This is a genomic window from Klebsiella planticola (assembly GCF_000783935.2).
GTDB classification, from domain to species: domain Bacteria; phylum Pseudomonadota; class Gammaproteobacteria; order Enterobacterales; family Enterobacteriaceae; genus Klebsiella; species Klebsiella planticola.
On record NZ_CP026047.1, the window covers coordinates 5,024,454 to 5,048,456 of the forward strand.

General features: G+C 58.4%; 15 protein-coding genes, 2 tRNA genes and 2 other RNA genes. 9 read left to right on the top strand and 10 right to left on the bottom strand.

Annotated elements, in window-relative coordinates; all coding sequences use genetic code 11:
* Window positions 1–50: 50 nt before the first annotated feature.
* Entirely contained in the window at window positions 51–947 is an 897-nt protein-coding gene (gene rssA / locus MC50_RS24215; RefSeq protein ID WP_032687118.1) for a patatin-like phospholipase RssA, read from the bottom strand.
* A 111-nt stretch (window positions 948–1,058) separates the two neighbouring features.
* Here rssA and MC50_RS24220 point away from each other — a divergent pair, with 111 nt between their 5' ends.
* The 6 genes from MC50_RS24220 (at window position 1,059) to MC50_RS24245 (ending at window position 3,122) form a co-directional block, all read left to right on the top strand.
* Window positions 1,059–1,517, top strand: a complete 459-nt coding sequence (locus MC50_RS24220) for a YchJ family protein (RefSeq protein WP_032687117.1) — start codon at window positions 1,059–1,061, stop codon at window positions 1,515–1,517.
* Between the two features lie 43 nt (window positions 1,518–1,560).
* The gene (gene purU, locus MC50_RS24225; protein WP_004863432.1) at window positions 1,561–2,403 is read left to right on the top strand and encodes a formyltetrahydrofolate deformylase; all 843 of its coding nucleotides are present in this window, start codon (window positions 1,561–1,563) and stop codon (window positions 2,401–2,403) included.
* A 159-nt stretch (window positions 2,404–2,562) separates the two neighbouring features.
* Window positions 2,563–2,647, top strand: a tRNA-Tyr gene (locus MC50_RS24230).
* A 43-nt stretch (window positions 2,648–2,690) separates the two neighbouring features.
* Window positions 2,691–2,822: non-coding RNA, RtT sRNA (locus MC50_RS24235), on the top strand.
* Window positions 2,823–2,859: 37 nt separating this feature from the next.
* A tRNA-Tyr gene (locus MC50_RS24240) sits at window positions 2,860–2,944 on the top strand.
* Window positions 2,945–2,990: 46 nt separating this feature from the next.
* Window positions 2,991–3,122: non-coding RNA, RtT sRNA (locus tag MC50_RS24245), on the top strand.
* 118 nt (window positions 3,123–3,240) lie between these two features.
* Here MC50_RS24245 and MC50_RS24250 read toward each other — a convergent pair.
* Window positions 3,241–3,684 carry an Lrp/AsnC family transcriptional regulator gene (locus MC50_RS24250; protein WP_004863438.1) on the bottom strand — a complete coding sequence of 148 codons (444 nt, stop codon included), beginning with the start codon at window positions 3,682–3,684 and terminating at the stop codon, window positions 3,241–3,243.
* Between the two features lie 108 nt (window positions 3,685–3,792).
* Here MC50_RS24250 and MC50_RS24255 point away from each other — a divergent pair, with 108 nt between their 5' ends.
* A complete protein-coding gene (locus MC50_RS24255) occupies window positions 3,793–4,689 on the top strand; it encodes a DMT family transporter (protein WP_032687116.1) in 897 nt (298 codons plus the stop codon).
* A 17-nt stretch (window positions 4,690–4,706) separates the two neighbouring features.
* On the opposite strand, the gene narI is transcribed toward MC50_RS24255, so the two are convergent.
* The 5 genes from narI to MC50_RS24280 form a co-directional block, all read right to left on the bottom strand.
* Window positions 4,707–5,384, bottom strand: coding sequence for a respiratory nitrate reductase subunit gamma (gene narI, locus MC50_RS24260; protein WP_004863445.1), 678 nt, complete (start codon window positions 5,382–5,384; stop codon window positions 4,707–4,709).
* Window positions 5,384–6,094 carry a nitrate reductase molybdenum cofactor assembly chaperone gene (gene narJ, locus MC50_RS24265; RefSeq protein WP_032697392.1) on the bottom strand — a complete coding sequence of 237 codons (711 nt, stop codon included), beginning with the start codon at window positions 6,092–6,094 and terminating at the stop codon, window positions 5,384–5,386. The genes narI and narJ overlap by 1 nt, the downstream gene beginning before the upstream one ends.
* Window positions 6,091–7,629, bottom strand: a complete 1,539-nt coding sequence (gene narH, locus MC50_RS24270) for a nitrate reductase subunit beta (protein ID WP_032687113.1) — start codon at window positions 7,627–7,629, stop codon at window positions 6,091–6,093. Before narH ends, narJ begins: the two co-directional genes overlap by 4 nt.
* Window positions 7,626–11,369: a nitrate reductase subunit alpha gene (locus tag MC50_RS24275; RefSeq protein WP_032697393.1), complete on the bottom strand. Its 3,744-nt coding sequence runs from the start codon at window positions 11,367–11,369 to the stop codon at window positions 7,626–7,628. Before MC50_RS24275 ends, narH begins: the two co-directional genes overlap by 4 nt.
* 343 nt (window positions 11,370–11,712) lie before the next feature.
* On the bottom strand, window positions 11,713–13,104 hold the full coding sequence (locus tag MC50_RS24280; protein ID WP_032687111.1) for a NarK family nitrate/nitrite MFS transporter: 1,392 nt from the start codon (window positions 13,102–13,104) through the stop codon (window positions 11,713–11,715).
* A gap of 311 nt (window positions 13,105–13,415) precedes the next feature.
* Between MC50_RS24280 and narX the strand changes: the two genes are divergently transcribed.
* Entirely contained in the window at window positions 13,416–15,194 is a 1,779-nt protein-coding gene (gene narX, locus MC50_RS24285) for a nitrate/nitrite two-component system sensor histidine kinase NarX (protein ID WP_032687110.1), read from the top strand.
* A 10-nt stretch (window positions 15,195–15,204) separates the two neighbouring features.
* On the top strand, window positions 15,205–15,855 hold the full coding sequence (narL, locus tag MC50_RS24290; RefSeq protein ID WP_004863467.1) for a two-component system response regulator NarL: 651 nt from the start codon (window positions 15,205–15,207) through the stop codon (window positions 15,853–15,855).
* Here narL and MC50_RS24295 read toward each other — a convergent pair.
* The 3 genes from MC50_RS24295 to nirB all read right to left on the bottom strand — a co-directional run bounded on the left by MC50_RS24295 (window position 15,852) and on the right by nirB (window position 23,994).
* Window positions 15,852–17,228 carry a YchO/YchP family invasin gene (locus MC50_RS24295; RefSeq protein ID WP_047665135.1) on the bottom strand — a complete coding sequence of 459 codons (1,377 nt, stop codon included), beginning with the start codon at window positions 17,226–17,228 and terminating at the stop codon, window positions 15,852–15,854. The two genes, narL and MC50_RS24295, sit on opposite strands and share 4 nt — an antisense overlap.
* A gap of 104 nt (window positions 17,229–17,332) precedes the next feature.
* On the bottom strand, window positions 17,333–19,933 hold the full coding sequence (locus MC50_RS24300) for a nitrate reductase (RefSeq protein WP_047665138.1): 2,601 nt from the start codon (window positions 19,931–19,933) through the stop codon (window positions 17,333–17,335).
* Entirely contained in the window at window positions 19,933–23,994 is a 4,062-nt protein-coding gene (nirB, locus tag MC50_RS24305) for a nitrite reductase large subunit NirB (protein WP_080748459.1), read from the bottom strand. The genes MC50_RS24300 and nirB overlap by 1 nt, the downstream gene beginning before the upstream one ends.
* Between the last annotated feature and the right edge of the window lie 9 nt (window positions 23,995–24,003).

Consider the following 24,003-nt stretch of genomic DNA (forward strand, 5'->3'; position numbering starts at 1 on the left):
AATTCACACTATCGCCTGTCAGAATTTACTTAAGTCCTGGTTAAATGGCGTCACACCGCAGTGCGCACCAAGGGTAGTAGCTCATCCATCTTCTTTTCAACCGCCTGATGTCCGGCAGCAATCGCCTCACCGGCACGATGAAAATCAAGCGTGGATATTTGTGGGCAAAAAGGCTGCAGCAGAATATCGGGAGGATCGCCCGCCATCCGATTGCGTTTCAGGCGATTTTCCAGCACCTGAATAGAGGTCGACATAATCTCCATCGCCGTTGGCGTCGCCGCGCGACGGGAGGTCATTCCGCTCAGACGCGCGCGAATCCTCGCATGCCAGGAAAAATCTTTGTCTTCTTCAGGCTGAGGTTTTTCAATGGACCACAAATCCTGCTGCATCAGATGCGCATCGTGCTGTAAGTCGACGGCAATCACGATATCCGCCCCCAGCGCGCGCGCCAGGGAAACCGGAACGGGGTTGACTACCGCGCCATCGACCAGCCAGTAGCCATTATGCATGACCGGCGACATCAGGCCCGGCATGCTGCAGGAGGCGCGCACGGCCTGGTGCAGATCGCCCTCGGTAAACCACAGTTCGCGGCCGGTGCTTAAATTGGTCGCCACCGCAGCAAAGCGACGGTCGCAGCGCTCAATATCGGAGACAGGCAATACCTGTCGGAACTGATTGAATACGCGCTCACCGCGCAGCAGGCCACCGCGACGCCAGGAAAGATCCATCAACCGCAGCACGTCCCAGTTACTAAAAGAGGAGACCCATTTCTCAAGGACCGGAAGCCGATTGCAGGCAAAGGCGGCCCCCACCAGCGCACCGATTGAACATCCTGCGACGATATCAATTTCAATGCCCGCGCGCTGTAGCGCTTTAATCGTCCCTATATGCGACCACCCGCGGGCAGCTCCCGCCCCTAACGCCAGACCAATTTTAAGCTTTCTCATTATGACCGATATACTTCCTTCCACTCCGAGCATGGCATCATTGCCACAGCTCAGTTAACATAAAACACTTTGGCGCCGATGCGCCGTGATTCTTTTTCCATGGAGGCCGCTTTGTCGCCATTATGCCCTTGTGGCAGCGCTCTGGAGTATAGCTTATGTTGTCAGCGATATCTGACCGGCTCGTTGCCCGCACCGGATCCCTCACAGCTGATGCGATCTCGCTATAGCGCGTTTGTCATGAAGGATGCCGATTACCTGATCGCCACCTGGCACCCTTCCTGCCAGCCACAGCACTTCCGGGACGATCTGGAAAAGGGGTTCGCTAAAACGCAGTGGCAAGGCTTAACCGTATTTGCTACCGATGAAGGCCGTCACCCCGACGAGGGATTCGTCAGTTTCATCGCGCGATACCACGACGATAACCGCCCCGGCGCGATTATTGAACGTTCCAGATTCTTAAAAGAAAATGGACGGTGGTATTATATCGACGGCACACGACCGCTGATTGGTCGTAACGACCCCTGCCCTTGCGGTTCAGGTAAAAAATTTAAAAAATGCTGCGGCCAGTAAAGCTGGCGCCGGCAATAGCAAACACTACAGGATTTTCCTCGCGATGCATTCATTACAACGTAAAGTACTACGCACCATTTGCCCTGACCAGAAAGGACTCATCGCGCGTATCACGAATATTTGTTACAAGCACGAGCTGAATATCGTGCAGAACAACGAGTTTGTCGATCACCGTACCGGTCGCTTCTTTATGCGTACCGAACTGGAAGGTATTTTTAATGACGCCATTCTGCTCGCCGACCTTGATAGCGCGCTGCCGGAAGGCTCTATACGCGAACTAACCCCCGCTGGCCGCCGTCGCGTGGTGATCCTGGTCACCAAAGAGGCACACTGTCTGGGCGATCTGCTGATGAAAGCCAACTATGGCGGCCTGGATGTTGAGATTGCGGCGGTCATCGGCAACCATGAAACCCTGCGCTCGCTGGTTGAACGTTTTGATATTCCGTTCCAGCTGGTCAGCCACGAAGGACTGACGCGCGAAGAACACGACAAGCTGATGGGCGACGCCATTGAATCCTATGCGCCGGATTATGTGGTGCTGGCGAAGTATATGCGCGTTCTGACGCCGGAATTCGTTTCCCGCTTCCCGAACCAGATTATCAACATTCATCACTCCTTCCTGCCAGCCTTTATTGGCGCCCGTCCTTATCATCAGGCCTATGAGCGCGGCGTGAAGATCATCGGCGCTACCGCCCACTACGTTAACGACAACCTGGATGAAGGCCCGATCATTATGCAGGATGTAATTCATGTCGATCACACCTATACGGCGGAAGATATGATGCGCGCGGGGCGCGATGTTGAAAAGAATGTGCTGAGCCGCGCGCTGTATCAGGTTCTGGCTCAGCGCGTGTTTGTTTACGGCAACCGAACGATTATTCTTTAATCGATAATGAAATGAACTGGTTAGCATTACACCTTTACGCGTAAATTTCAGGCAACCAGTTTAATTTTATCAACGGAAAGCTTTACAGGGGCGCATCATTTGATATGATGCGCCCCGCTTCCCCAGAAGGAAGCAGGCCAGTATTAAGCATTACCCCGTGGTGGGGTTCCCGAGCGGCCAAAGGGAGCAGACTGTAAATCTGCCGTCATCGACTTCGAAGGTTCGAATCCTTCCCCCACCACCATTATTCACCACAGTAATGTGGTAACCCCGGCAAATCTCAGCAAGGTTTGCACTTGTCGGGAAGGGTAAGAACCTTCGATTAAGGTTCGACTCGAGCGCAAGCGAGAGAACGTTGCCGCAGGCAACGGCCCGAAAGGTGAGGCGCGAAGCGACGAATAATCCTTCCCCCACCACCATTCACTCCGCTGAATGTTGTCATCTGAAATTACCCCTGGTGGGGTTCCCGAGCGGCCAAAGGGAGCAGACTGTAAATCTGCCGTCATCGACTTCGAAGGTTCGAATCCTTCCCCCACCACCATCATCTTCCCGTAACTTCTTAGCTAAACTCATCGCGTTTGCACTCTGTTCTGCCCATGCAGGGAAGGATGAGAAACTTCGATCAAGGTTCGATTCGAGCGATAGCGAGAAAGCGTTGCCGCAGGCAACGACCCGAAGGGCGAAGCGCAACGCGCTGAGTCATCCTTCCCCCACCACCATCACTCCCCGTAACTTCTTAGCTAACCTCATCGCGTTTGCACGCTATTCTGCCCATGTGGCAGTTAGCTCCGAATCAAGCAAAATGGTTAACACATTGATACTGCTATTCAGGTGACGTTACATCGGCGGCAGACGGCGGGTTACCGGCGAGCTTTTTACTATCGAAGTATTACACTGGGCATGTTCTGCCAGGCCATCCAGCAGGGTATCAAGCTGCGCAATATCCCGCACCACCAGGCGCATCACGAAACAATCCTCGCCCGTAACCTTGTCACATTCGATGCATTCTGGCATTGCCTGGATATATTTATCGACCTTCTGCAGCAAGCCCGGCAGCGGTCTGACGCGGACCAGCGCCTGCAGGGTATAACCGAGCGCCGCAAGGTTAACCCGGGCGCCGTATCCCTGAATCACCCCGCGCTCCTCCAGTCGCTTCACCCGCTCTGCGGTACTGGGTGACGTCAACCCCACCCGCGCGCTCAACACCTTGAGCGATATGCGCGCATCTTCCGCCAGACAGGCCAGAATGGCGCGGTCGATATTATCAATTAAGTGTTCCATTCGTTTTACCTGATAAATAAAAGCAATACTCGCCTTTTACCTTAGATCATGCATATCAACCTGTCAGCAGATTAACGACAATATTGGCATCATCACGGAGGTAGAAAAATGGCACATACAGTAACGGGCGTCTGGCAAATGAGTCTGGCGATGATCATTTCGGGTTCGATCGGCGCCTTCGTTTTACTCTCCGGCTTGCCGGTTATCGATGTGGTCTTCTGGCGTTGCCTGATTGGCGCCCTGACCTTACTGGGGTTTATCTCTTTCAGCCGCCAGCCGTTCAGCCAGCTCACGCGGCTAACGTTGCTGCTGGCGATCCTCGGCGGCATCGCGCTGGTCATTAACTGGCTGCTGCTGTTTGCCGCTTACGCCCGAATTTCGATTGGCATGGCTACCGTGGTGTATAACACTCAGCCGTTTATGCTGGTACTGATGGGGATGCTGACTGGCGAGCGGGTGACGCTGATGAAATGGGGCTGGTTAACATTGGCTTTTTTCGGCGTGGTCGTCCTGCTCTCCAGCGAGCTGATGCAGGCTCATGGCAGCCAGCTGGCTACGGGTATTGCGCTGGCCCTTGGCGCCGCCTTTTTCTACGCCTTAACTGCGATGATCGCCCGCAAGCTGCGGCCGCTTCCGCCTCAGCATATTGCCTTTATTCAGGTTATCGTCGGGACAATCATGCTGCTACCGCTGGTTCACGCCCCCGATGTCACCGCCGGGTTCCCCTGGCGCTACCTGCTGATTCTGGGCATTGTGCATACCGGTATTATGTACCAGCTGCTCTACAGTGCGATTCAGAAACTGCCGACGCCCATAACCGGTTCGCTCTCCTTTATCTATCCGCTTGTGGCGATAGTCGTCGATTATCTGGTCTTTCACCATGCGCTGACGCCGGTGCAGTTGGTCGGAGGCCTGCTGATTCTGTTTGCGGCGGCGGGAAATAATCTGGGCTGGGGCGACGGGCTGGCGTCGGGCCACAAAAAACCCCGCCAAAGCGGGGTGTGATCTGCCGGACAGGGCTATTAGCGACGGGCGCGGACTATCTGATATCTGCGCGTCAGGTATTCTACCGGCACGCTCCAGATATGTACCAGACGGGAGAACGGGAACAGCAGGAACAGCGTCATCCCCAGCACCAGGTGCATACGGAAAATAAAGGCGACGCCGTCCAGATGCGCGGATGCGCCGCCGTGGAACGTCACCACCGACTGTGCCCAGTTCACCAGCTTCATCATTTCGCTGCCGTCCATATGCTGGGCCGAAAACGGAATGGTCAGCAGGCCCAGCGCACACTGAAGAATCAGCACGGAGAGCACCAGAATATCCGCACCGGTCGTGGTTGCCCGTACGCGCGGGCTGAACAGACGACGTTTCAGCAACAGCACGCCCCCCACCAGACACATCACGCCGGACGCGCCGCCGGCAAACATCGCCATTTTCTGCTTCACTTCCAGCGGCAGCCACGCTTCATACATCCAGTGCGGCGTCAGCATCCCAAGGAAGTGTCCGGCGAAAATGCCCAGAATCCCGATGTGGAACAGGTTGGACGCCAGATTCATCCCTTTGCGATCCAGCATCTGACTGGAGGCGGCGCGCCAGGTGTACTGTCCGTAATCGTAGCGCAGCCAGCTCCCTATCAGGAACACCGCTCCGGCAATGTACGGATAGATGTCAAAGAAGAACATATTCAGGAAGTGCATTATTGCTGTCCTCCGTTAGAGATATTCAAATATTGCGGGGCCACGGCTCCGGCAAAACGACGCTGGTGAGCGGCGATATCGGACTCACCGCAGCCTTGATCGGCAAAGAATTTCACCTGTTCTTCTTCCCAGACGGCATCCAGCGCCTGCGGCGTATCGTCGCGCGCTTCATCGGCGATTTTTTCCGCCACCTTCGCTTCATCTACCGCACTGTTTGCCAGCTTCAGCAGCTGTTCAAACAGAACGGCATAGCGGCTTTCACGCTGCTGCAGACGCGCGCAAAGCAGCGCCAGAATCGGCGCGATATCCTGCAGACCGCCAATGGCTTCACTCTCCGGCAGCTGCGCGAGATATTCCAGATACAGCGGCAGATGATCGGGCAGCTCGCGGCTGTCGAGCACCAGACCGTGCTGCTCATACTGATTCAACAGATCGACCATCGCCTGCCCGCGATCGCGAGATTCGCCGTGCACGTGCTCAAACAGCAGCAGCGAGGTAGCGCGCCCCCGGTCAAACAGTTCGCTATAGGCGGCCTGCGCATCCAGCAGATCCTGCGCGGTTAAATCACGCAGGAAGACGCCCAGGGCCTGGGCATCCGCTTTTTCCAGTTTCTCTGACGTAGCCAGAACGTCGAAGAGTTCGTTCTGATGCTGCCATAAGTCCGCATCCGGGTACTCAAGCAGACGTGAAACAACCACAAGTTCGATCATGCGTGCGGCTCCGTTTTGCTGGTCACATCCACGGCATCGATGCGGCGGCTGTTGAACAGGTTGAAGGACGAATCAGACCCGTGGCAGCCGTCACCGAAGCTAAAGCCGCAGCCGTTTTTCTCCGGAAAGGCTTCGCGCGCCAGTTCACGATGGCTGCTCGGCACCACGAAACGGTCTTCGTAGTTCGCAATCGCCAGATAGCGGTACATCTCCTGCGCCTGCGCTTCGGTCAGCCCGACCTCTTCCAGCGCCCGCGTATCGATGACGCCATCGACGGTTTCCGTACGTTTGAAATGACGCATCGCCAGCATGCGTTTCAACGCCAACAGAACCGGCTCGGTATCGCCTGCGGTCAGCAGGTTGGCCAGATACTGGACCGGGATGCGCAGACTTTCGACATCCGGCAGGATGCCGTTGCTGCCCAGTTCCCCCGCATCGGCGGCGGACTGGATCGGCGACAGCGGCGGCACATACCAGACCATCGGCAGCGTGCGATATTCCGGGTGCAACGGCAGCGCCAGCTTCCAGTCCATCGCCATTTTATAGACCGGCGATTTTTGCGCCGCATCAATTACGCTCAGCGGAATACCGTCTTTCTGCGCCTGCTCAATCACTTTCGGATCGTGCGGATCGAGGAAGACATCCAGTTGACGCTGGTACAGATCTTTTTCGTTCTCGGTGCTTGCCGCCGTTTCGATGGCATCCGCGTCATACAGCAGCACGCCAAGGTAACGAATACGACCGACGCATGTCTCAGAGCAGACCGTCGGCTGACCCGCTTCAATACGCGGGTAGCAGAAGATACATTTCTCGGATTTGCCGCTCTTCCAGTTAAAGTAGATCTTCTTGTACGGGCAGCCGGTAATACACATTCGCCAGCCGCGGCATTTGTCCTGATCGATCAGCACAATGCCGTCTTCTTCGCGTTTGTAGATAGCGCCGCTCGGGCACGTCGCCACGCACGCCGGGTTGAGGCAGTGTTCGCACAGGCGCGGCAGATACATCATGAAAGTGTTTTCAAACTGGCCGTACATCGCTTTCTGCATGTTCTCGAAGTTTTTGTCTTTCGACAGTTTCTCGAACTCACCGCCCAGATCGTCTTCCCAGTTCGGGCCTTTCTCGATCTTGTCCATCCGCTGACCGGTAATCAGCGAGCGCGGGCGGGCGATGGGCTGCGCCTTGCTGTCTGCCGGCGCGTTGTGCAGCGTCTGGTAGTCAAAATCAAACGGCTCGTAATAATCGTCCAGACCCGGTAGATGCGGGTTAGCAAAGATTTTACCCAGCAGCAGCGCTTTGTTACCCATACGCGGTACCAGCTTACCGTTGATCTTACGGATCCAGCCGCCCTTCCATTTCTCCTGATCTTCCCAGTTGGTCGGGAAGCCGGTGCCTGGCTTGGTTTCAACGTTGTTGAACCACGCGTACTCGGTCCCTTCACGGCTGGTCCAGACGTTTTTGCAGGTCACTGAGCAGGTATGACAGCCGATGCATTTATCGAGATTCAGCACCATGCCGACTTGTGAACGAATTTTCATTTTACGCTCTCCTGTACCTGGTCATTGCCTTCGCCATCCAGCCAGTTAATGTTCTTCATTTTGCGGACTACCACGAACTCATCGCGGTTAGAACCGACGGTGCCATAGTAGTTAAAGCCATACGCCAGGTGCGCATAGCCACCGATCATATGGGTCGGTTTCGGCGTAATACGCGTCACCGAGTTATGAATACCGCCGCGCTGCCCGGTAATTTCTGAACCCGGCAGGTTTACGATACGTTCCTGCGCGTGATACATCATGGTCATCCCGGCCGGTACACGCTGGCTCACTACCGCTCGGGCGGTCAGCGCGCCGTTGTTGTTGAAAACTTCAATCCAGTCGTTGTCTTCAACCCCAATCTCTTTGGCATCTTCTTCGCTCATCCAGACGACCGGCCCACCGCGACCTAATGTCAGCATCAGCAGGTTGTCGCTGTAAGTGGAGTGAATACCCCATTTCTGGTGCGGCGTGAGGAAGTTCAGCGCCTTCTCCGGGTTGCCGTTGGACTTCTCTCCCATCACCGATTTCACCGAGCGGGTGTCGATCGGCGGCCGGTACACCAGCAGGCTTTCACCGAAGTCGCGCATCCACTGATGATCCTGATAGAGGGACTGTCGACCAGAAAGCGTACGCCACGGAATCAGCTCATGAACGTTGGTATAACCGGCGTTGTAGGAGACATGCTCGTCTTCCAGGCCAGACCAGGTCGGGCTGGAGATAATCTTGCGCGGCTGCGCCTGAATATCACGGAAGCGGATCTTCTCGTCTTCTTTGTTGAGCGCCAGGTGGGTATGATCGCGACCGGTAAATTCGCTGAGCGCCGCCCAGGCTTTCACCGCCACCTGGCCATTGGTTTCCGGCGCCAGCGTGAGGATCATTTCTGCCGCGTCAATCGCCGTATCCAGCATCGGCTGACCTTTCGCCGGGCCGTCCGCCTTGGTGTAGTTGAGCTTACGCAGCAGGTCCATTTCGCTCTGGGTGTTCCAGGCGATGCCTTTGCCCCCGTTACCGATTTTCTCCATCAGCGGGCCGATAGAGGTGAAGCGTTCATAGGTTGCCGGGTAGTCGCGCTCAACCGCAATGATATGCGGCGCGGTTTTACCGGGGATCAGGTCGCACTCGCCTTTTTTCCAGTCCTTCACATCCAGCGGCTGCGCCAGTTCGGCGGCGGAGTCGTGCTGAATAGGCAGCGTGACCACGTCGGTTTCTTTCCCCAGATGTCCCACGCAGACTTCGGAGAATTTCCTCGCGATGCCTTTGTAGATTTCCCAGTCACTTTTCGATTCCCAGGCCGGGTCAACGGCGGCAGACAGCGGGTGAATAAACGGATGCATATCCGACGTATTCATGTCGTCTTTTTCATACCAGGTGGCGGTCGGCAGGACGATGTCAGAATAGAGACAGGTGCTCGACAGGCGGAAGTCCAGCGTCACCACCAGATCCAGTTTGCCGTCGAGGCCGTTATCCCGCCACTCCACCTCTTCCGGCTTCACGCCGCCCTGCTTGCCCAGATCCAGCCCCTGAATACCGTGCTCGGTACCCAGCAGGTACTTCAGCATGTACTCGTGGCCTTTACCGGAGGAGCCCAGCAGGTTGGAACGCCAGATAAACAGGTTACGCGGATGGTTTTTGCCGTTTTCCGGCTGCTCCGCCGCAAAGCGAATCGAGCCTTCTTTCAGGGACTTAACGGTGTAATCCACCGCGCTCATACCGGCTTTTTTCGCCGCATCGGCAATGCGCAGCGGGTTGATGCCCAGCTGAGGCGCCGACGGTAACCAGCCCATGCGTTCAGCGCGCACGTTGAAGTCCAGCATGTGGCCGCTGTAGCGCGACTTGTCCGCCAGCGGCGACAGCAGTTCCTGCGCGGTGACGGTTTCATAACGCCACTGGCTGGAGTGGTTATAGAAGTAAGAGGTACTGTTCATGTGACGCGCCGGACGCTGCCAGTCGAGCGCAAACGCCAGCGGCTGCCAGCCGGTCTGCGGACGCAGTTTTTCCTGGCCCACGTAGTGCGCCCAACCGCCACCGCTCTGCCCCACGCAGCCGCAGAAGACCAGCATGTTGATCAGACCACGGTAGTTCATATCAAGGTGGTACCAGTGGTTCAGACCGGCACCGACAATAATCATCGAACGACCATGGGTCTTATCGGCGTTATCGGCAAATTCACGCGCGGTACGAATGATGTGCGCGCGGGAGACGCCGGTGATTTTTTCCGCCCATGCCGGCGTATAGGCTTTAATATCGTCGTAGCTGGTTGCGCAGTTTTCATCGTTGAGGCCGCGATCCAGACCGTAGTTGGCCATGGTCAGGTCGTACACGGTGGTCACCAGCGCGGTGGTGCCATCCGCCAGCTGCAGACGTTTCACCGGCAGCTTATGCAGCAGAATATTTTCCAGTTCGACGCTGGCGAAGTGTTCGGTGCCGTCACCGCCAAAGTACGGGAAGCCAACCTGCGCAACATCGTCGTGGCTGCCGAGCAGGCTCAGGCGCAGTTCAACCTCTTCGCCGGTGGTACCGTTACGCTGCTCAAGGTTCCATTTCCCTTTTTCACCCCAGCGATAGCCGATAGAGCCGTTCGGCGCCATCATTTCACCTTTTTCATCAAAGGCGACGGTTTTCCATTCCGGATGCTCCTCCTGGCCCAGACCATCCACCAGGTCGGCAGCGCGCAGCATGCGGCCCGCGGCGTAATAACCGTCTCGCTCTTCCAGCATCACCAACATCGGCATATCGCTGTAACGGCGAACGTAGTCGGTGAAATACTGGCTCGGTTTATCGAGATGGAATTCACGGAGCATGACGTGGCCCATCGCCAGCGCCATCGCCGCATCGGTGCCCTGCTTCGGCGCCAGCCACAGGTCGCAGAGCTTGGCGATTTCGGCGTAGTCCGGGGTAATCGCCACGGTCTTGGTGCCTTTATAGCGAACTTCGGTGAAGAAGTGCGCATCCGGCGTACGGGTCTGCGGTACGTTAGAGCCCCAGGCGATAATGTAGCTGGAGTTATACCAGTCGGCTGATTCCGGGACGTCGGTCTGCTCACCCCAGGTCTGCGGGGAGGCCGGCGGCAGGTCGCAGTACCAGTCATAGAAGCTCAGACAGGTGCCGCCAATCAGCGACAGATAGCGTGCGCCGGAGGCATAGGAGACCATCGACATCGCCGGGATTGGCGAGAAGCCAGCCACGCGGTCCGGACCGTAGGTTTTGACGGTGTAGACGTTAGAAGCCGCGATCAGCTCATTCACTTCCTGCCAGGAGGAACGGACGAAACCGCCGCGCCCACGCGCCTGTTTGAAGCTTTTGGCTTTATCGGCATCTTCAATAATGGAAGCCCAGGCATGCACCGGATCGGCATGCTGCGCTTTCGCTTCGCGCCACATTTTCATCAGCCGTTTGCGCATCAGCGGATACTTCAGACGGTTGGCGCTGTAGAGATACCAGGAGTAGCTGGCGCCGCGCGGGCAGCCGCGAGGCTCGTGGTTCGGCATATCCGGGCGAGTACGCGGATAGTCGGTCTGCTGGGTTTCCCAGGTGACGAGACCGTTTTTAACGTAAATCTTCCAGCTGCATGAGCCGGTGCAGTTTACCCCGTGAGTGGAGCGCACAATTTTGTCATGCTGCCAGCGCTGGCGGTATCCATCCTCCCAGTCCCGGTTGGTGTTTAGAAGCTGGCCATGCCCATCGGCAAAGGTTTCACCCTTCTGTTTGAAGTAGCGAAACCGGTCCAGGAATTTACTCATCGGGTTTCTCCTGTTTGGAGCCTGACGGCTCTCTGATAAATCGACATTGCTGGATTTGCAGCGAAGGTAACGCTATGAAAGAGGGAGAGAATTGATAACGATCAATGCGATAGGGCTTATAAATAGCCCCTCAAGCGGTGAATACCACCGAAGTGGTAGCATTTTCTATTTTTTATCTTTATGTTTTTTAAGGATTTTAATAAAAAACGAGCGGTTATTGTACGCCTGCGGCGTTCACCGGGGTATTAAGGGGTAGATACTCCTGTCGGCGGGTTGACCTCACTCCTGACGACATAAAAAAGGGCGCAATATGCATTGCGCCCTGTGAGCAAACAAAGAGGGCTTAAGACTTCTGTTTACGACCGTAAACCGCCCAGGTAATCAGCACGCAGGCAACATAGAAGACGAAAAAGATCTTCATGGCGCCTGCCGGAGAACCGGTCAGTTCCAGAGAAATACCAAACGCTTTCGGAATAAAGAACCCGCCGATAGCGCCGATGGCAGAGATAAAGCCCAGCGCTGCCGCCGTATCCGTTGCGGCTTCACGCATCGCCTGCTCTTCATTACCGCCCTGCGCTTTTACGCGTTCCATGGTCATTTTACGGAAGATTACCGAAATCATCTGGAAGGTAGACGCGCTGCCCAGACCGGCCGTCAGGAACAGCACCATAAACACGCCGAAGAAGGCAATGAAGTTACCGCCGACACCATTCGTTGGCAGCGTCAGGAACAGCAGGCCGCTGAAGATAGCCATCACCACAAAGTTCACCAGCGTGACGCGGGTACCGCCCAGACGGTCAGAGATAGCCCCGCCCATCGAACGCGCCAGCGCGCCGATAAACGGCCCGAAGAAGGCAAAGTGCAGAATCTGCACATCCGGGAACTGGGTTTTCGACAGCATCGCAAAGCCCGCCGAGAAGCCGATAAATGAGCCAAAAGTGGCCAGATAGAGCAGCGCCATGACCCACAGATGGGCGCGCTTCAGCACCGGCAACTGCTCGCTCAACGATGCCTTCGAGGCCGACAGGTCGTTCATAAAGAACCACGCCGCCAGGGTGAAGATAATCAGGAACGGCACCCAGATCCACGCCGCGTTTTCCAGATACAGCATCGAACCATCCGGCTGCTCGCTGCCCGTACCGCCAAAGACGGCGAAAATAGACAGCGAAACCACCAGCGGTGCAACCAGCTGCATCACGCTGACGCCCATATTGCCAAGGCCGCCGTTAAGACCGAGGGCGCCGCCCTGCTTCTGCTTCGGGAAGAAGAAGCTGATGTTGGCCATGCTGGAAGCAAAGTTGGCCCCGGCAAAACCGCAAAGCAGAGAGATAATCACAAAGACGCTGAACGGCGTAGAGGTATCCTGCACCGCGAAACCCAGCCATACGCAGGGGACAATCATGATCCCGGTACTGAAGGCGGTCCAGCGACGGCCACCAAACAGCGGCACCATAAAGGCATAGGGAACACGCAATAACGCCCCGGAGAGTGCCGGCAGCGCGGTCAACATAAACAGCTGGTCGGTCGTGAACTGGAAGCCGACCTTATTCAGATTGACCGCCACCGCGCTGAACAACATCCAGACGCAAAACGCCAGCAACAGACAGGGAACGGAGATCCATAAATTCCGGCTTGCAACGCGGTGGCCGCGCTGCTGCCAGAACTCGGGATCTTCAGGACGCCAGTCGGTGATGACTGAAGTACTGGCCTTCTCCGGTAGGGAAGATTGACTCATAAATACCTCTGATTATTCATATATCCTGCCGCTACATTAGGGGTTACAGAGGGCGGTAAGTTGATATAAATCAAAGGAAAAGTGGTCATTAAATTGCTTAAAAAAAGCCCATCACCCGAAGTGAGTAGCCATTTTCGCTAAAAAAAGTGTGGTTTTTCACATGGCTGCCGGGTTTAAGCCATCGCCTCCCGCAAACCTACCCACCACCGACAATTAAGGGGTAATCCCTTATGGGTATGGGTATACTCCATGGGATATCCGAGAATAGACGCCACTCCCGGATGGTTTGCCGGTCAGGAGCCACGCACGCTATGTTAAAACGTCTTTTTACCCCGCTTACGTTAGTGAATCAACTGGCGTTAATCGTGCTGCTATCGACAGCGATTGGCGTCGCAGGAATCGGTATCTCTGCCCGTCTGGTACACGGCGTACAGGGCAGCGCGCACGCGATCAATAAGGCCGGTTCGCTGAGAATGCAAAGCTACCGTCTGCTGGCGGCAATCCCGCTCAACGCGAGCGATAGCAAGCTGCTCGACGAAATGAACGCCACCGTCTTCAGCGAAGAGCTGCAGAATGCCGCCCTCCGAGACGGCCAGGATGGCCAGCTTAAAGCGCTTCAGCAGTACTGGCAGCTGGAACTGGCGCCGGGGATGAAACACGCGCAGAATCAGGCTACCGTCGCCACGGACGTCGCCAGCTTTGTCGACCGGATAGACCACCTGGTCACCTCTTTTGATCACACCACCGAGCAGCGCATCCGCTACGTCGTCTGGATGCAGCGGGTGATGGCCATCGGCATGGCGCTGCTGTTTTTGTTCACTATCGTCTGGCTGCGGGCCCGTCTGCTGCGCCCGTGGAAACAGCTGCTGGCCATGGCCCGGGCGGTCAGCCATCGTGATTTTACCCAACGCGTCCATATCAGCGGTCGTAATGAGATGGCCAGCCTCGGTATGGCGCTTAACAACATGTCAAAAGAGCTGGCGGAAAGCTATTCAGTGCTCGAACGACGGGTGCAGGAAAAAACCGCCGGGCTGGAGCAGAAAAATGAAATCCTCGCCTTTTTGTGGCAGGCCAATCGTCGTCTGCACTCCAGCGCCCCGCTTTGTGAGCGTATTTCACCGGTGCTCAACGGCCTGCAGGGGCTGACGCTGCTGCGCGATATTGAGGTGCGGGTGTATGACTTCGAAGATGAGGACAATCATCAGGAATTCGTCTGCCACTCAGATTTAGAGTGCGATGACAAAGGCTGCTATTTATGTCCTCGCAATCTGCCGCCGCTGCCGGATGCCGGCGCCACATTGAAATGGCGGCTGTCCGATGCCCATAACCAGTACGGGATCCTGCTGGCGACGCTGCCCGCAGGACGTCACCTGAGCCACGATCAGCAGCAGCTGGTGGATACGTTAGTCGAACAACTGACCTCCACGCTGGCCCTCGACAGGCACCAGGAGCATCAGCAGCAGCTGATCGTGATGGAGGAACGCGCCACCATCGCCCGCGAGCTGCACGACTCCATCGCCCAATCGCTCTCCTGTATGAAAATGCAGGTCAGCTGTTTACAAATGCAGGGCGAAAATCTGCCGGAAGAGAGCCGTCAGCTGCTGGGCCAGATTCGCAATGAGCTGAATACGTCATGGGCCCAGCTGCGTGAACTGCTGACGACCTTCCGCCTGCAATTAACCGAAGCGGGACTGCGCCCGGCGCTGGAGTCCAGCTGCCAGGAGTACAGCGCCCATTTTGGCTTTACCGTCCAGCTTGATTACCAGCTACCGCCGCGCTTTGTCCCGTCGCATCAGGCTATTCACGTCCTGCAAATCGCTCGTGAGGCGCTGAGTAATGCGCTGAAGCACGCACAGGCGACCGAAGTGACCGTCACCGTCTCACTGCGGGACAACCAGGTACGGCTGGTGGTTGCAGACAACGGCCGCGGCGTGCCCGATCAGGCGGAACGAAGCAACCATTACGGCTTAATTATCATGCGGGATCGCGCCCAGAGTTTGCGCGGAGACTGTCAGGTTCGTCGCCGGGAAAACGGCGGTACCGAGGTGGTCGTCACTTTTATCCCGGAAAAATCGTTTTCAATCCAATAAGGAGACCCCTATGAGTCAACAGGAACGGGCAACCATCCTTCTCATTGACGATCATCCGATGCTGCGCACCGGCGTCAAACAGCTCGTCAGTATGGCCAGCGATATTCAGGTTATTGGCGAGGCCAGCAACGGTGAACAAGGTATCGCCCTCGCGGAGACGCTGGACCCCGATCTGATCCTGCTGGATCTCAACATGCCCGGAATGAACGGTCTGGAAACCCTCGATAAGCTGCGTGAGAAGTCGCTCTCCGGTCGCATCGTGGTATTCAGCGTCTCTAACCACGAAGAAGATGTGGTCACCGCTCTCAAACGCGGCGCTGACGGCTACCTGCTGAAAGACATGGAACCAGAAGATCTCTTAAAAGCGTTGCAGCAGGCCGCGGCGGGCGAGATGGTCCTCAGCGAAGCGCTCACGCCGGTGCTGGCAGCCAGCCTGCGCGCCAACCGCGCCACGTCAGACCGCGATATCAGCCAGCTGACGCCGCGCGAGCGGGATATTCTCAAGCTGATCGCCCAGGGGCTGCCGAACAAAATGATCGCCCGTCGTCTGGAGATAACCGAAAGTACCGTGAAGGTGCACGTTAAGCATATGCTGAAGAAAATGAAGCTAAAATCACGTGTTGAAGCGGCGGTATGGGTACATCAGGAGCGGATTTTTTAAGGCGTATCCCGCCAGGTGACGCCGTCGGCCGAGAATTTGACCAGCGGCTCGGTCAGCGCCAGCGCGATCTCATTGGATGAAACGCGCTGACCCGTTTTATCTTCCACCACCACCGACAGGTGCCACAGATTGGTCGCTCCCGGATCGCTGCTCCAGGCCGGAAGAATCACGCTCCAGCCGTCCGGGCTGTTGGTATCTACGGGAGACGTTAAGCTCAGCGACTGCGTATCGCCTTGCCATTTCAGCGACTTTATCCCGTGCAGGCTACGAATTTGCAGCTTCAGTTGCACCGTCTCCCCCGGCTGTAAATCCCACGGCGGCGTCGCCAGGTAGACCGACAGCGATTTACGCTGACGATACTCGACCACCGGCAAATTATCGCGTTCCGGGCTGTCGTAACGACTGCCGCGCAAGGAGCGGCTGACCGCCACCTCATCGGCCGCCAGCTGCTGTTTAAGCGGCACGCCAAAACGGTAGTTCAGATTCAGACCGACGTTGTTTTGACTGAGCCCGCTTTCACCCTGCTTATGTTTTGCCGTCATGGTCACTAACGGCACGGGGGTATAGTTCAGCCCCACCGACACCGCCACCGGGTTACGGTAGCCGGTCCCGGAATGGAACAGGTCAACGCTATCGCCAAAGTACTGCTCGACGCTGACGCTGGTATTAATATGCTGATAGAACGGTAGCCGCGCCTGGGCGGTAACATCGTAGCCGCTCGCCATCCGCTGTTCCTGCGTCAGGCTATCGCCATGCTGCCAGCTGCCGACGGGATGGTAATAGTTGGCCGACAGGCGCAAATATTCGCCCCAGGCTTCGGCACCAATACTGCCTCGCGCTATATGCTCACCCAGCACTTTGTCGTAGAACGAGTTATAGCCCAGCAGCCAGTCGCCTCTTCGCCAGCGCTGTCCCAGACCAATGTTCCCCACCAGATCGTTTTCCCGCTGGGTGACGGAATACTGATTCCAGGTCAGGTAATCGCCGTTATCCTGCAGCGGGATAAACCAGTTGCCCTGACTGCCGGTGAAGTTGCCTTCTTTATCCACCCGCAGATTGACATTGGCATTGCCCCACGGCGAGAGCCAGTTTTCCAGCTGATGACTCAGCTCGTTGCCAAGCTTGCCGATGGCCAGCATTCGCGCCTGTTCACCGGTCGTCAGACCATTATCGCTCATGCTGGCCTCACCAAACTTTTTCGCGATTTCCGCAAAATGCCGGGCGTCGTCATCCACCTGTGGCGCAATCCCCAGATCCGGCAGCGCCGCCTGCTTTTCACTGAACGCCGTATTTCCCTGCAGGGCACGAGCAGGAAGGCCTGCCAGCAGCAAGAGTAGTGGAAGGAGTGGGGTCACGCGGTACGACACAGGCATTAAATGGGTTACATTGGCTCACGAAGGACGATGACAGTCTTTAAGTTTACCGTTTTTTTCCCGTTCCCATAGCCCCAATGACCATTCCAGGAATAACCCGAACCTCATGCCCGCGTCTGCTCCTCTGCCAGCAACGCTTTGAGCTCGGGAATACAAGAGCCGCAGTTGGTACCGCATTTAAGCGCCGCCCCCAGCTCGCCGGGCGTACGACAGCCGCGGGCGATAGCCTCGCTGATGGCCCGTTCACCGATGCTAAAGCAGCTGCAGACGATCCGCCCCGCAGGGGCCGTCTCGCCGCTTTTTTTCCCGCCGAGCAGCGCGTGGCGCTGCGAGGGCATCTGCGGCGGAGAGCGAAACGCGTCGGCGATCCACCCGACATCGATTTCCGGCTCGCAAAGATGGCTCCACCAGCCCAACATCAGCGTTCCCTCATGCCAGGCCAGCAGGCTCCATCGCGCCCCGGCCTGTGCCGTTTGCATCTGCCACCCCTGCTGACGACACCAGTCGGTTAACCATTCCTGCGGATGGTGTTCTCCGGCTAAAGAGAGATGGCTCACGCCCGACGTCGCCCGCCGACGCCAGTGGACCGACGCGGGCAGCGGAACCGGCTGGCGACAAAACAGCTCCCCCTGCCAGGCGGGGCGCCAGGGTGCAATCGCCACCGCCACCTGTTTGCTCTCCGGTTGTCCGGACCAGGGATCCGTTATCGCCGACAGCAGGTCGTTGACCCTTCCCCGTCGAGCAAACTGATTATTCCAGTGCATCGGCACAAACAGCGAGCCGGGGCGCTGCCCGCGGCTGATCACCGTTTTGGCCACCATCAGCCCATTGCGCGACCAGATTCGCGCCAGTTCTCCCTCGCCTAGCTGCAGGCGTCGGGCATCCGCTGGCGCGATCTCCACGATCGGTTCGGCAATATGCTGCATCAGGCGCGGCACGCTACCGGTACGGGTCATGGTATGCCACTGATCGCGAATGCGGCCGCTATTGAGGATCAGCGGATAAAAGGCGTCGGTCGCGGCGCGCGTGGTCTGGGGCGTCACCGGCACCATGCGCAATTTGCCATCGCCATGCCAGCCCTGCTGTAAATCGAGACCGGCGCCGCTGCGGCTGACCGGCCAGCGAACCGGCGCCAGCTTATCCCACGCCTCACGGCTGAGATCCGCCAGCCCACCGATATCGAACGCCCGCTGGCCGTTATTTTCAAACCCCGAAAGCGCGGCATGCTCGCTAAAAATCTCATGCGGATGGCGCCAGGCAAAGGCCGCGCCAAAGCCGAGCTGTTCGGCCATGCGAGCGATTATCCACCAGTCGGCTTTGGCTTCGCCTGGCGGCGGCAGAAAGCTGCGCTGGCGGGAAATACGTCGTTCCGAGTTGGTGACGGTGCCATTTTTTTCTCCCCACGCCAGCGCCGGGAAACGAATATGGGCCAATGCTGCCGTATCCGTCCGGGCGCTCACATCGGAAACGATCACCAACGGACACCCGGCCAGCGCCTGGCTGACGGCAAGGCTGTCCGGCAGCGACACCACCGGGTTGGTCCCCATAATCCACACCGCTTTCACCTCACCGCGACCGATGGCGGCAAACAGCTCCACCGCCGTCAGCCCCGGCGTCTGCGCCAGCCGCTCGGTCCCCCAGAAACGCGCGAGGCGCTGCAGATCCTGCGGCTCAAAATTCATATGGGCGGCCAGCATCGTTGCCAGCCCCCCCACCTCGCGGCCGCCCATCGCATTTGGCTGTCCGGTCAGCGAAAACGGCCCGCAGCCCGAACGGCCGTATTTCCCACAGGCCAGGTGGACGTTAATAATGGCATTACACTTGTCGCTGCCGCTGGCCGACTGATTGATTCCCATGGTGTAGAGCGTTATCGCTCGCGGCGCGGCGATGAAATCGCGATAGAACCCGGCGACCTGCTCCACCTCCAGCCCGCAGAATTCGGCCACCTGCGCCGTATCCCAGGCTGCTGCGGCGGCCAGCGCCTGCGACTGGTCGCGAAAATCGCCCGTCAGCGCGTCGGCCTCGGCAATCGCCCGCAGTAAGCCGACAAACAGCCCGCCATCGCTGCCGGGCGCAACCGCCAGGTGGCTATCGGCGATATCGCAGGTGGCGGTTCGACGCGGATCAATCACCACCACTTTCATCTGCGGATTATCACGTTTCGCCTGAACCAGCCGCTGATACAGCACCGGATGCGCCCAGGCGGCATTTGAGCCCACCAGCACCACCAGATCGCTGTTTTCCACATCCTCGTAGCTACACGGCACCACGTCGGCGCCAAAGGCGCGCTTGTATCCGGTCACCGCCGAGGACATACAGAGCCGGGAATTAGTATCGATATTGGCGGCGCCGATAAATCCCTTCATCAGTTTATTCGCCGCGTAGTAATCCTCGGTGAGCAGCTGTCCGGAGGCGTAAAACGCCACCGCCTGCGGCCCATGCTGCTCAATGATTTGCCGCAGTCGGCTGCCGGCGGCCGCCAGCGCCCGTGACCAGCTGACCGGTTCCCCCTCCAGCTCAGGCCTCAGCAATCGCCCCTCAAGGCCGGTGGTTTCTCCGAGCGCCGCGCCCTTTACGCACAGGCGTCCCAGGTTTGCCGGATGGCGCTCATCGCCGCGCACGCTGACCGGGCCATTTTCCTCCTTTCGCGCCAGCACGCCGCAGCCCACTCCGCAATAGGGGCAGGTCGTTCGGATTTCATCCATCAGGAGGCCTCCGCACGCGCCAGCAGAAGCTGATTCCCTACCCATACCGTGCCGTTTTCGATCCTCACCGGCCAGGCGCGGACCATCGGTTCACCGCCATCGCAGGGACGCCCGTCGCGCAGCCGGATACGGTGTTTATACAGCGGCGAAATGACAATCGGCTCCCCGCCGGCATCGCCCAGTATGCCGCGCGACAGCACGTTGGCGTCGCTACCGGGTTCCAGGTTGTCGAGGGCATAAACCTGTTCACCAAAACGAAACAGCGCAATCTGGCGCTCGCCCAGCCGCGCGCCAATCCCGGCCTGCGCGGGAATGGCCTCCAGATCGCAAATGGCCTGCCATGGACGGGGCGACACCTCACCTTCGCAGCGTACCGCTGCGGCGACCGGCTGCGGCTGACCGCGCAACATGTGCCGCTGCACGGCGTCATCCGGTCGATCGCTGTTAACATATGACCGGAACAGCGCCAGCCGCTGCGGATCGTTCAGCGTGGTCTGCCATTCGCACTGGTAGCTCGCCACCACCCGCGCCATCTCCTGCTCCAGCTCTTCGCCGATCCCAAGGCTGTCTTCGAGGATCACCTCGCGCAGGTAGTCGATTCCGCCTTCGAGGTTATCCATCCAGGTACTGGTTCGCTGCAGCCGGTCGGCAGTGCGGATATAGAACATCAGCAAGCGGTCCACCGTGCGGATCAGCGTCGCGTCGTCGATATCGCTGGCAAACAGATCGCCATGTCGCGGCTTCATACCGCCGTTGCCGCAGACGTAAAGATTCCAGCCTTTTTCCGTGGCAATCACCCCGATATCTTTCCCCTGCGCCTCGGCGCATTCGCGGGTACAGCCGGAGACCGCCATTTTGATCTTGTGCGGCGCACGCAGTCCCTTGTATCGATGCTCAAGGGTGACCGCCAGCGCCGTCGAGTCCTGGACACCGTAGCGACACCAGGTCGAGCCGACGCAGGATTTCACCGTCCGCAGCGACTTACCGTAGGCGTGACCGGTTTCAAAGCCAGCCTCCGCCAGCTCGCGCCAGATAGCCGGCAGCTCTTCGAGCCGGGCGCCAAACAGATCGATCCGCTGGCCACCGGTAATTTTGCTGTACAGCTGGTAGCGTTTGGCAATCTGTCCGATGGCAATCAGCCCGTCCGGCGTCACTTCGCCTGCCGCCATACGCGGGACCACGGAATAGGTGCCATCTTTCTGAATATTGGCGAAGTAGCGATCATTGGTGTCCTGGAGCGGCAAATGCGCCGGTTTCAGCAGGTACTCATTCCAGCAGGAGGCCAGAACCGAAGCCACCAGCGGTTTACAGATTTCGCAGCCATGCCCCTGACCGTAACGACTCATCAGCTGATCAAAGGTGCGGATATGGTTCACGCGCACGAGGTGGTAGATCTCCTGACGCGACCACGGGAAGTGTTCGCAGATATCTTTTTTCACTTCAACGCCCTGCGCCGAGAGCTGATATTCCATCACCTGCTTGACCAGCGCGCTGCATCCGCCGCAGCCGGTCGCCGCCCGGGTACCGCTTTTTATCGCCGGGATATCGCTGGCGCCAGCGCTGACCGCCTGGCAGATATCACCTTTAGTGACGTTGTGGCACGAGCAGATCTGCGCGCTGTCCGGCAGCGCCGCCACTCCCAGCGCTTTTGCCGTGCTCCCCTCCAGCGTCGGCAGAATCAGGCTTTCCGGGCGCGCGGGCAGCGCCATCGCGTTCAACATCATTTGCAGCAGCGTGGCGTAATCGCTGGCGTCGCCCACCAGCACCCCGCCCAGCAGCGTTTTACCATCCTGGCTGACGACGATTTTCTTGTAGATTTGCCCGGGACCGTCGGTCCACTGGTAGCTCTGGCTTCCGGGCGTACGCCCCTGGGCGTCGCCGAAAGAGGCCACATCGATCCCCAGCAGTTTCAGTTTGGTGCTCATATCGGCGCCGCTGAAACTCGCCTCTTCTCCAGCCAGCATTGCCGCCGCCGTTCTCGCCATCTGATAGCCCGGCGCCACCAGACCATAGATTTTGTTCTGCCACAGGGCGCATTCGCCAATCGCCAGCACCTGCGGATCGGAGGTACGGCACTGATTGTCGATGACGATCCCGCCGCGTTCTCCCACCGTCAGCCCGCTGCCGCGCGCCAGCGTATCCTGCGGACGAATACCGGCGGAAAAGACCACCATATCGGTAGCCAGCGATTCGCCATCGGCGAAGTTCAGCACCAGGCCATCATCACAGCGCGCAATACTCTGAGTCGTCTTGCTGGTGTGGACACCGACGCCAATATCATGGATTTTCTCCCGCAGCATTGCGGCACCCTGGCTATCCAGCTGGACCGCCATCAGATTCGGCGCAAACTCCACCACGTGGGTTTCCAGCCCCAGCTGCCTGAGCGCGTTGGCGGCCTCCAGCCCCAGCAGACCGCCGCCAATCACCACCCCGCGTTTTGCGCTGCTGGCGCAGGCGGCAATACGGTCCAGGTCATCGAGGGTGCGGTAGACGAAACAGCCCTCCAGATCGTGACCCGGAACCGGCGGAACGAAGGGATACGAGCCGGTCGCCAGCACCAGTTTATCCCAATGGGTTTCATGCCCGCTGGTATCACGTACCACCCGCGCTTCGCGGTCAATGGCCGCAATCGTCTCAGACAGCCGCAGTTCGATGCCGTGCCGGGCGAAGAAATCGCCGTCCACCAGCGACAGCGACTCCGCGCTACGGCCGGCGAAATATTCTGATAAATGCACCCGGTCGTAGGCGGCGTAACGCTCTTCGCCAAACACCACGATCCGAAACTGTTGATGCAGGTTACGGCTGACGCATTGCTCAAGAAAATGGTGGCCGACCATGCCGTGTCCGACCAGCACCAAAACAGGTTTTGTCATAGAAAATTCACCTGCAGCGCGCGGCTGCGTTGAAGAAGGATCAAAAAGCCAGTCTGGCTGCGCGGGGGTAGCCAGCAGCACGGTGAGCGGCGCGGCATTTGCGCAGTCGCCCAGCAGTAAAACACCCTGTAGCTTGCCGTCGCGGACCAGCAGGCGGCGGTAGTGGCGGGCCAGCGGGTCCCAGCTGGTCCAGATCTCATCGTGGTCACCGGCCTGCGACTCGCCGGCGCTGAACAGCGCGATCCCGGTGACTTTCAGGCGGGTACCGCTATCCTGCCAGTGAAAATCCGCCTCCGGCGCGCCGCATAGCCGCCCGGCCAGCACCTCAGCCTGGCGCAGACAAGGCGCCACCAGTCCCCAGGTCTGACCGTCAATTTCGCAGCATTCGCCAAGGGCGCTAACCCCCGGCAGCGCTGTAGCCAGCTGACGGTCAACAACAATGCCGCGCCGACACGCCAGGCCGCTACGCTGCGCCAGCTGAATGTTGGGGCGCACGCCGGTCGCCAGCACCACGCGACTGGCGGCAAATGCCCGACCATCCTCCAGCACAACGTCATGCTCGCGAATCGCGGCAATCCCGCAGCCCGTGACGCACTGAATCCCTCGCTCCTCCAGCTGTTGCTGTAGCTGCTGGCCAGCAAAGGCATCGGTTTGCTGTTCCATCAGCCGCTCGCCGCGATGCAGTAAAGTGACATTGTCACCATGACGTCGTAACGCAGCCGCAGCCTCGACGCCGAGCACCCCGCCGCCGATGACGACCGCCGGACCGTCGGTTGCCAGAATGGCGGCCACATCGGCAAAGGTGCGAAACGCGTAGACGTGCGGCTGCGCCACACCGGGCAGCGGCGGGATGAAAGCCTGTGAACCGGTGGCGAAAACCAGCTCATCCCAGCAGAGCTCGCCTCGCGTGGTGCGCAGCGTTCGCGTCGACATCTCCACCGCCAGCACCGATTCGTCACGGCGAACCGTTACGCCGTGCTGGTGATACCACTCCTCTGGCAGCAGCCGCGTTTGCGCCAGCGTTTTTTCCCCGCCCAGTACCGGTGACAGCTGGATACGGTTATAGGCCTGCCAGGGTTCATCCCCGATAATCACTATCTGAAATTTGTCGCCCCCCCGCGCCACCAGCGTCTCCGCCAGCCGGGTGGCCGCCATACCATTGCCGATAATCACCAGTCGCCGCTTCATCGCCGCCCC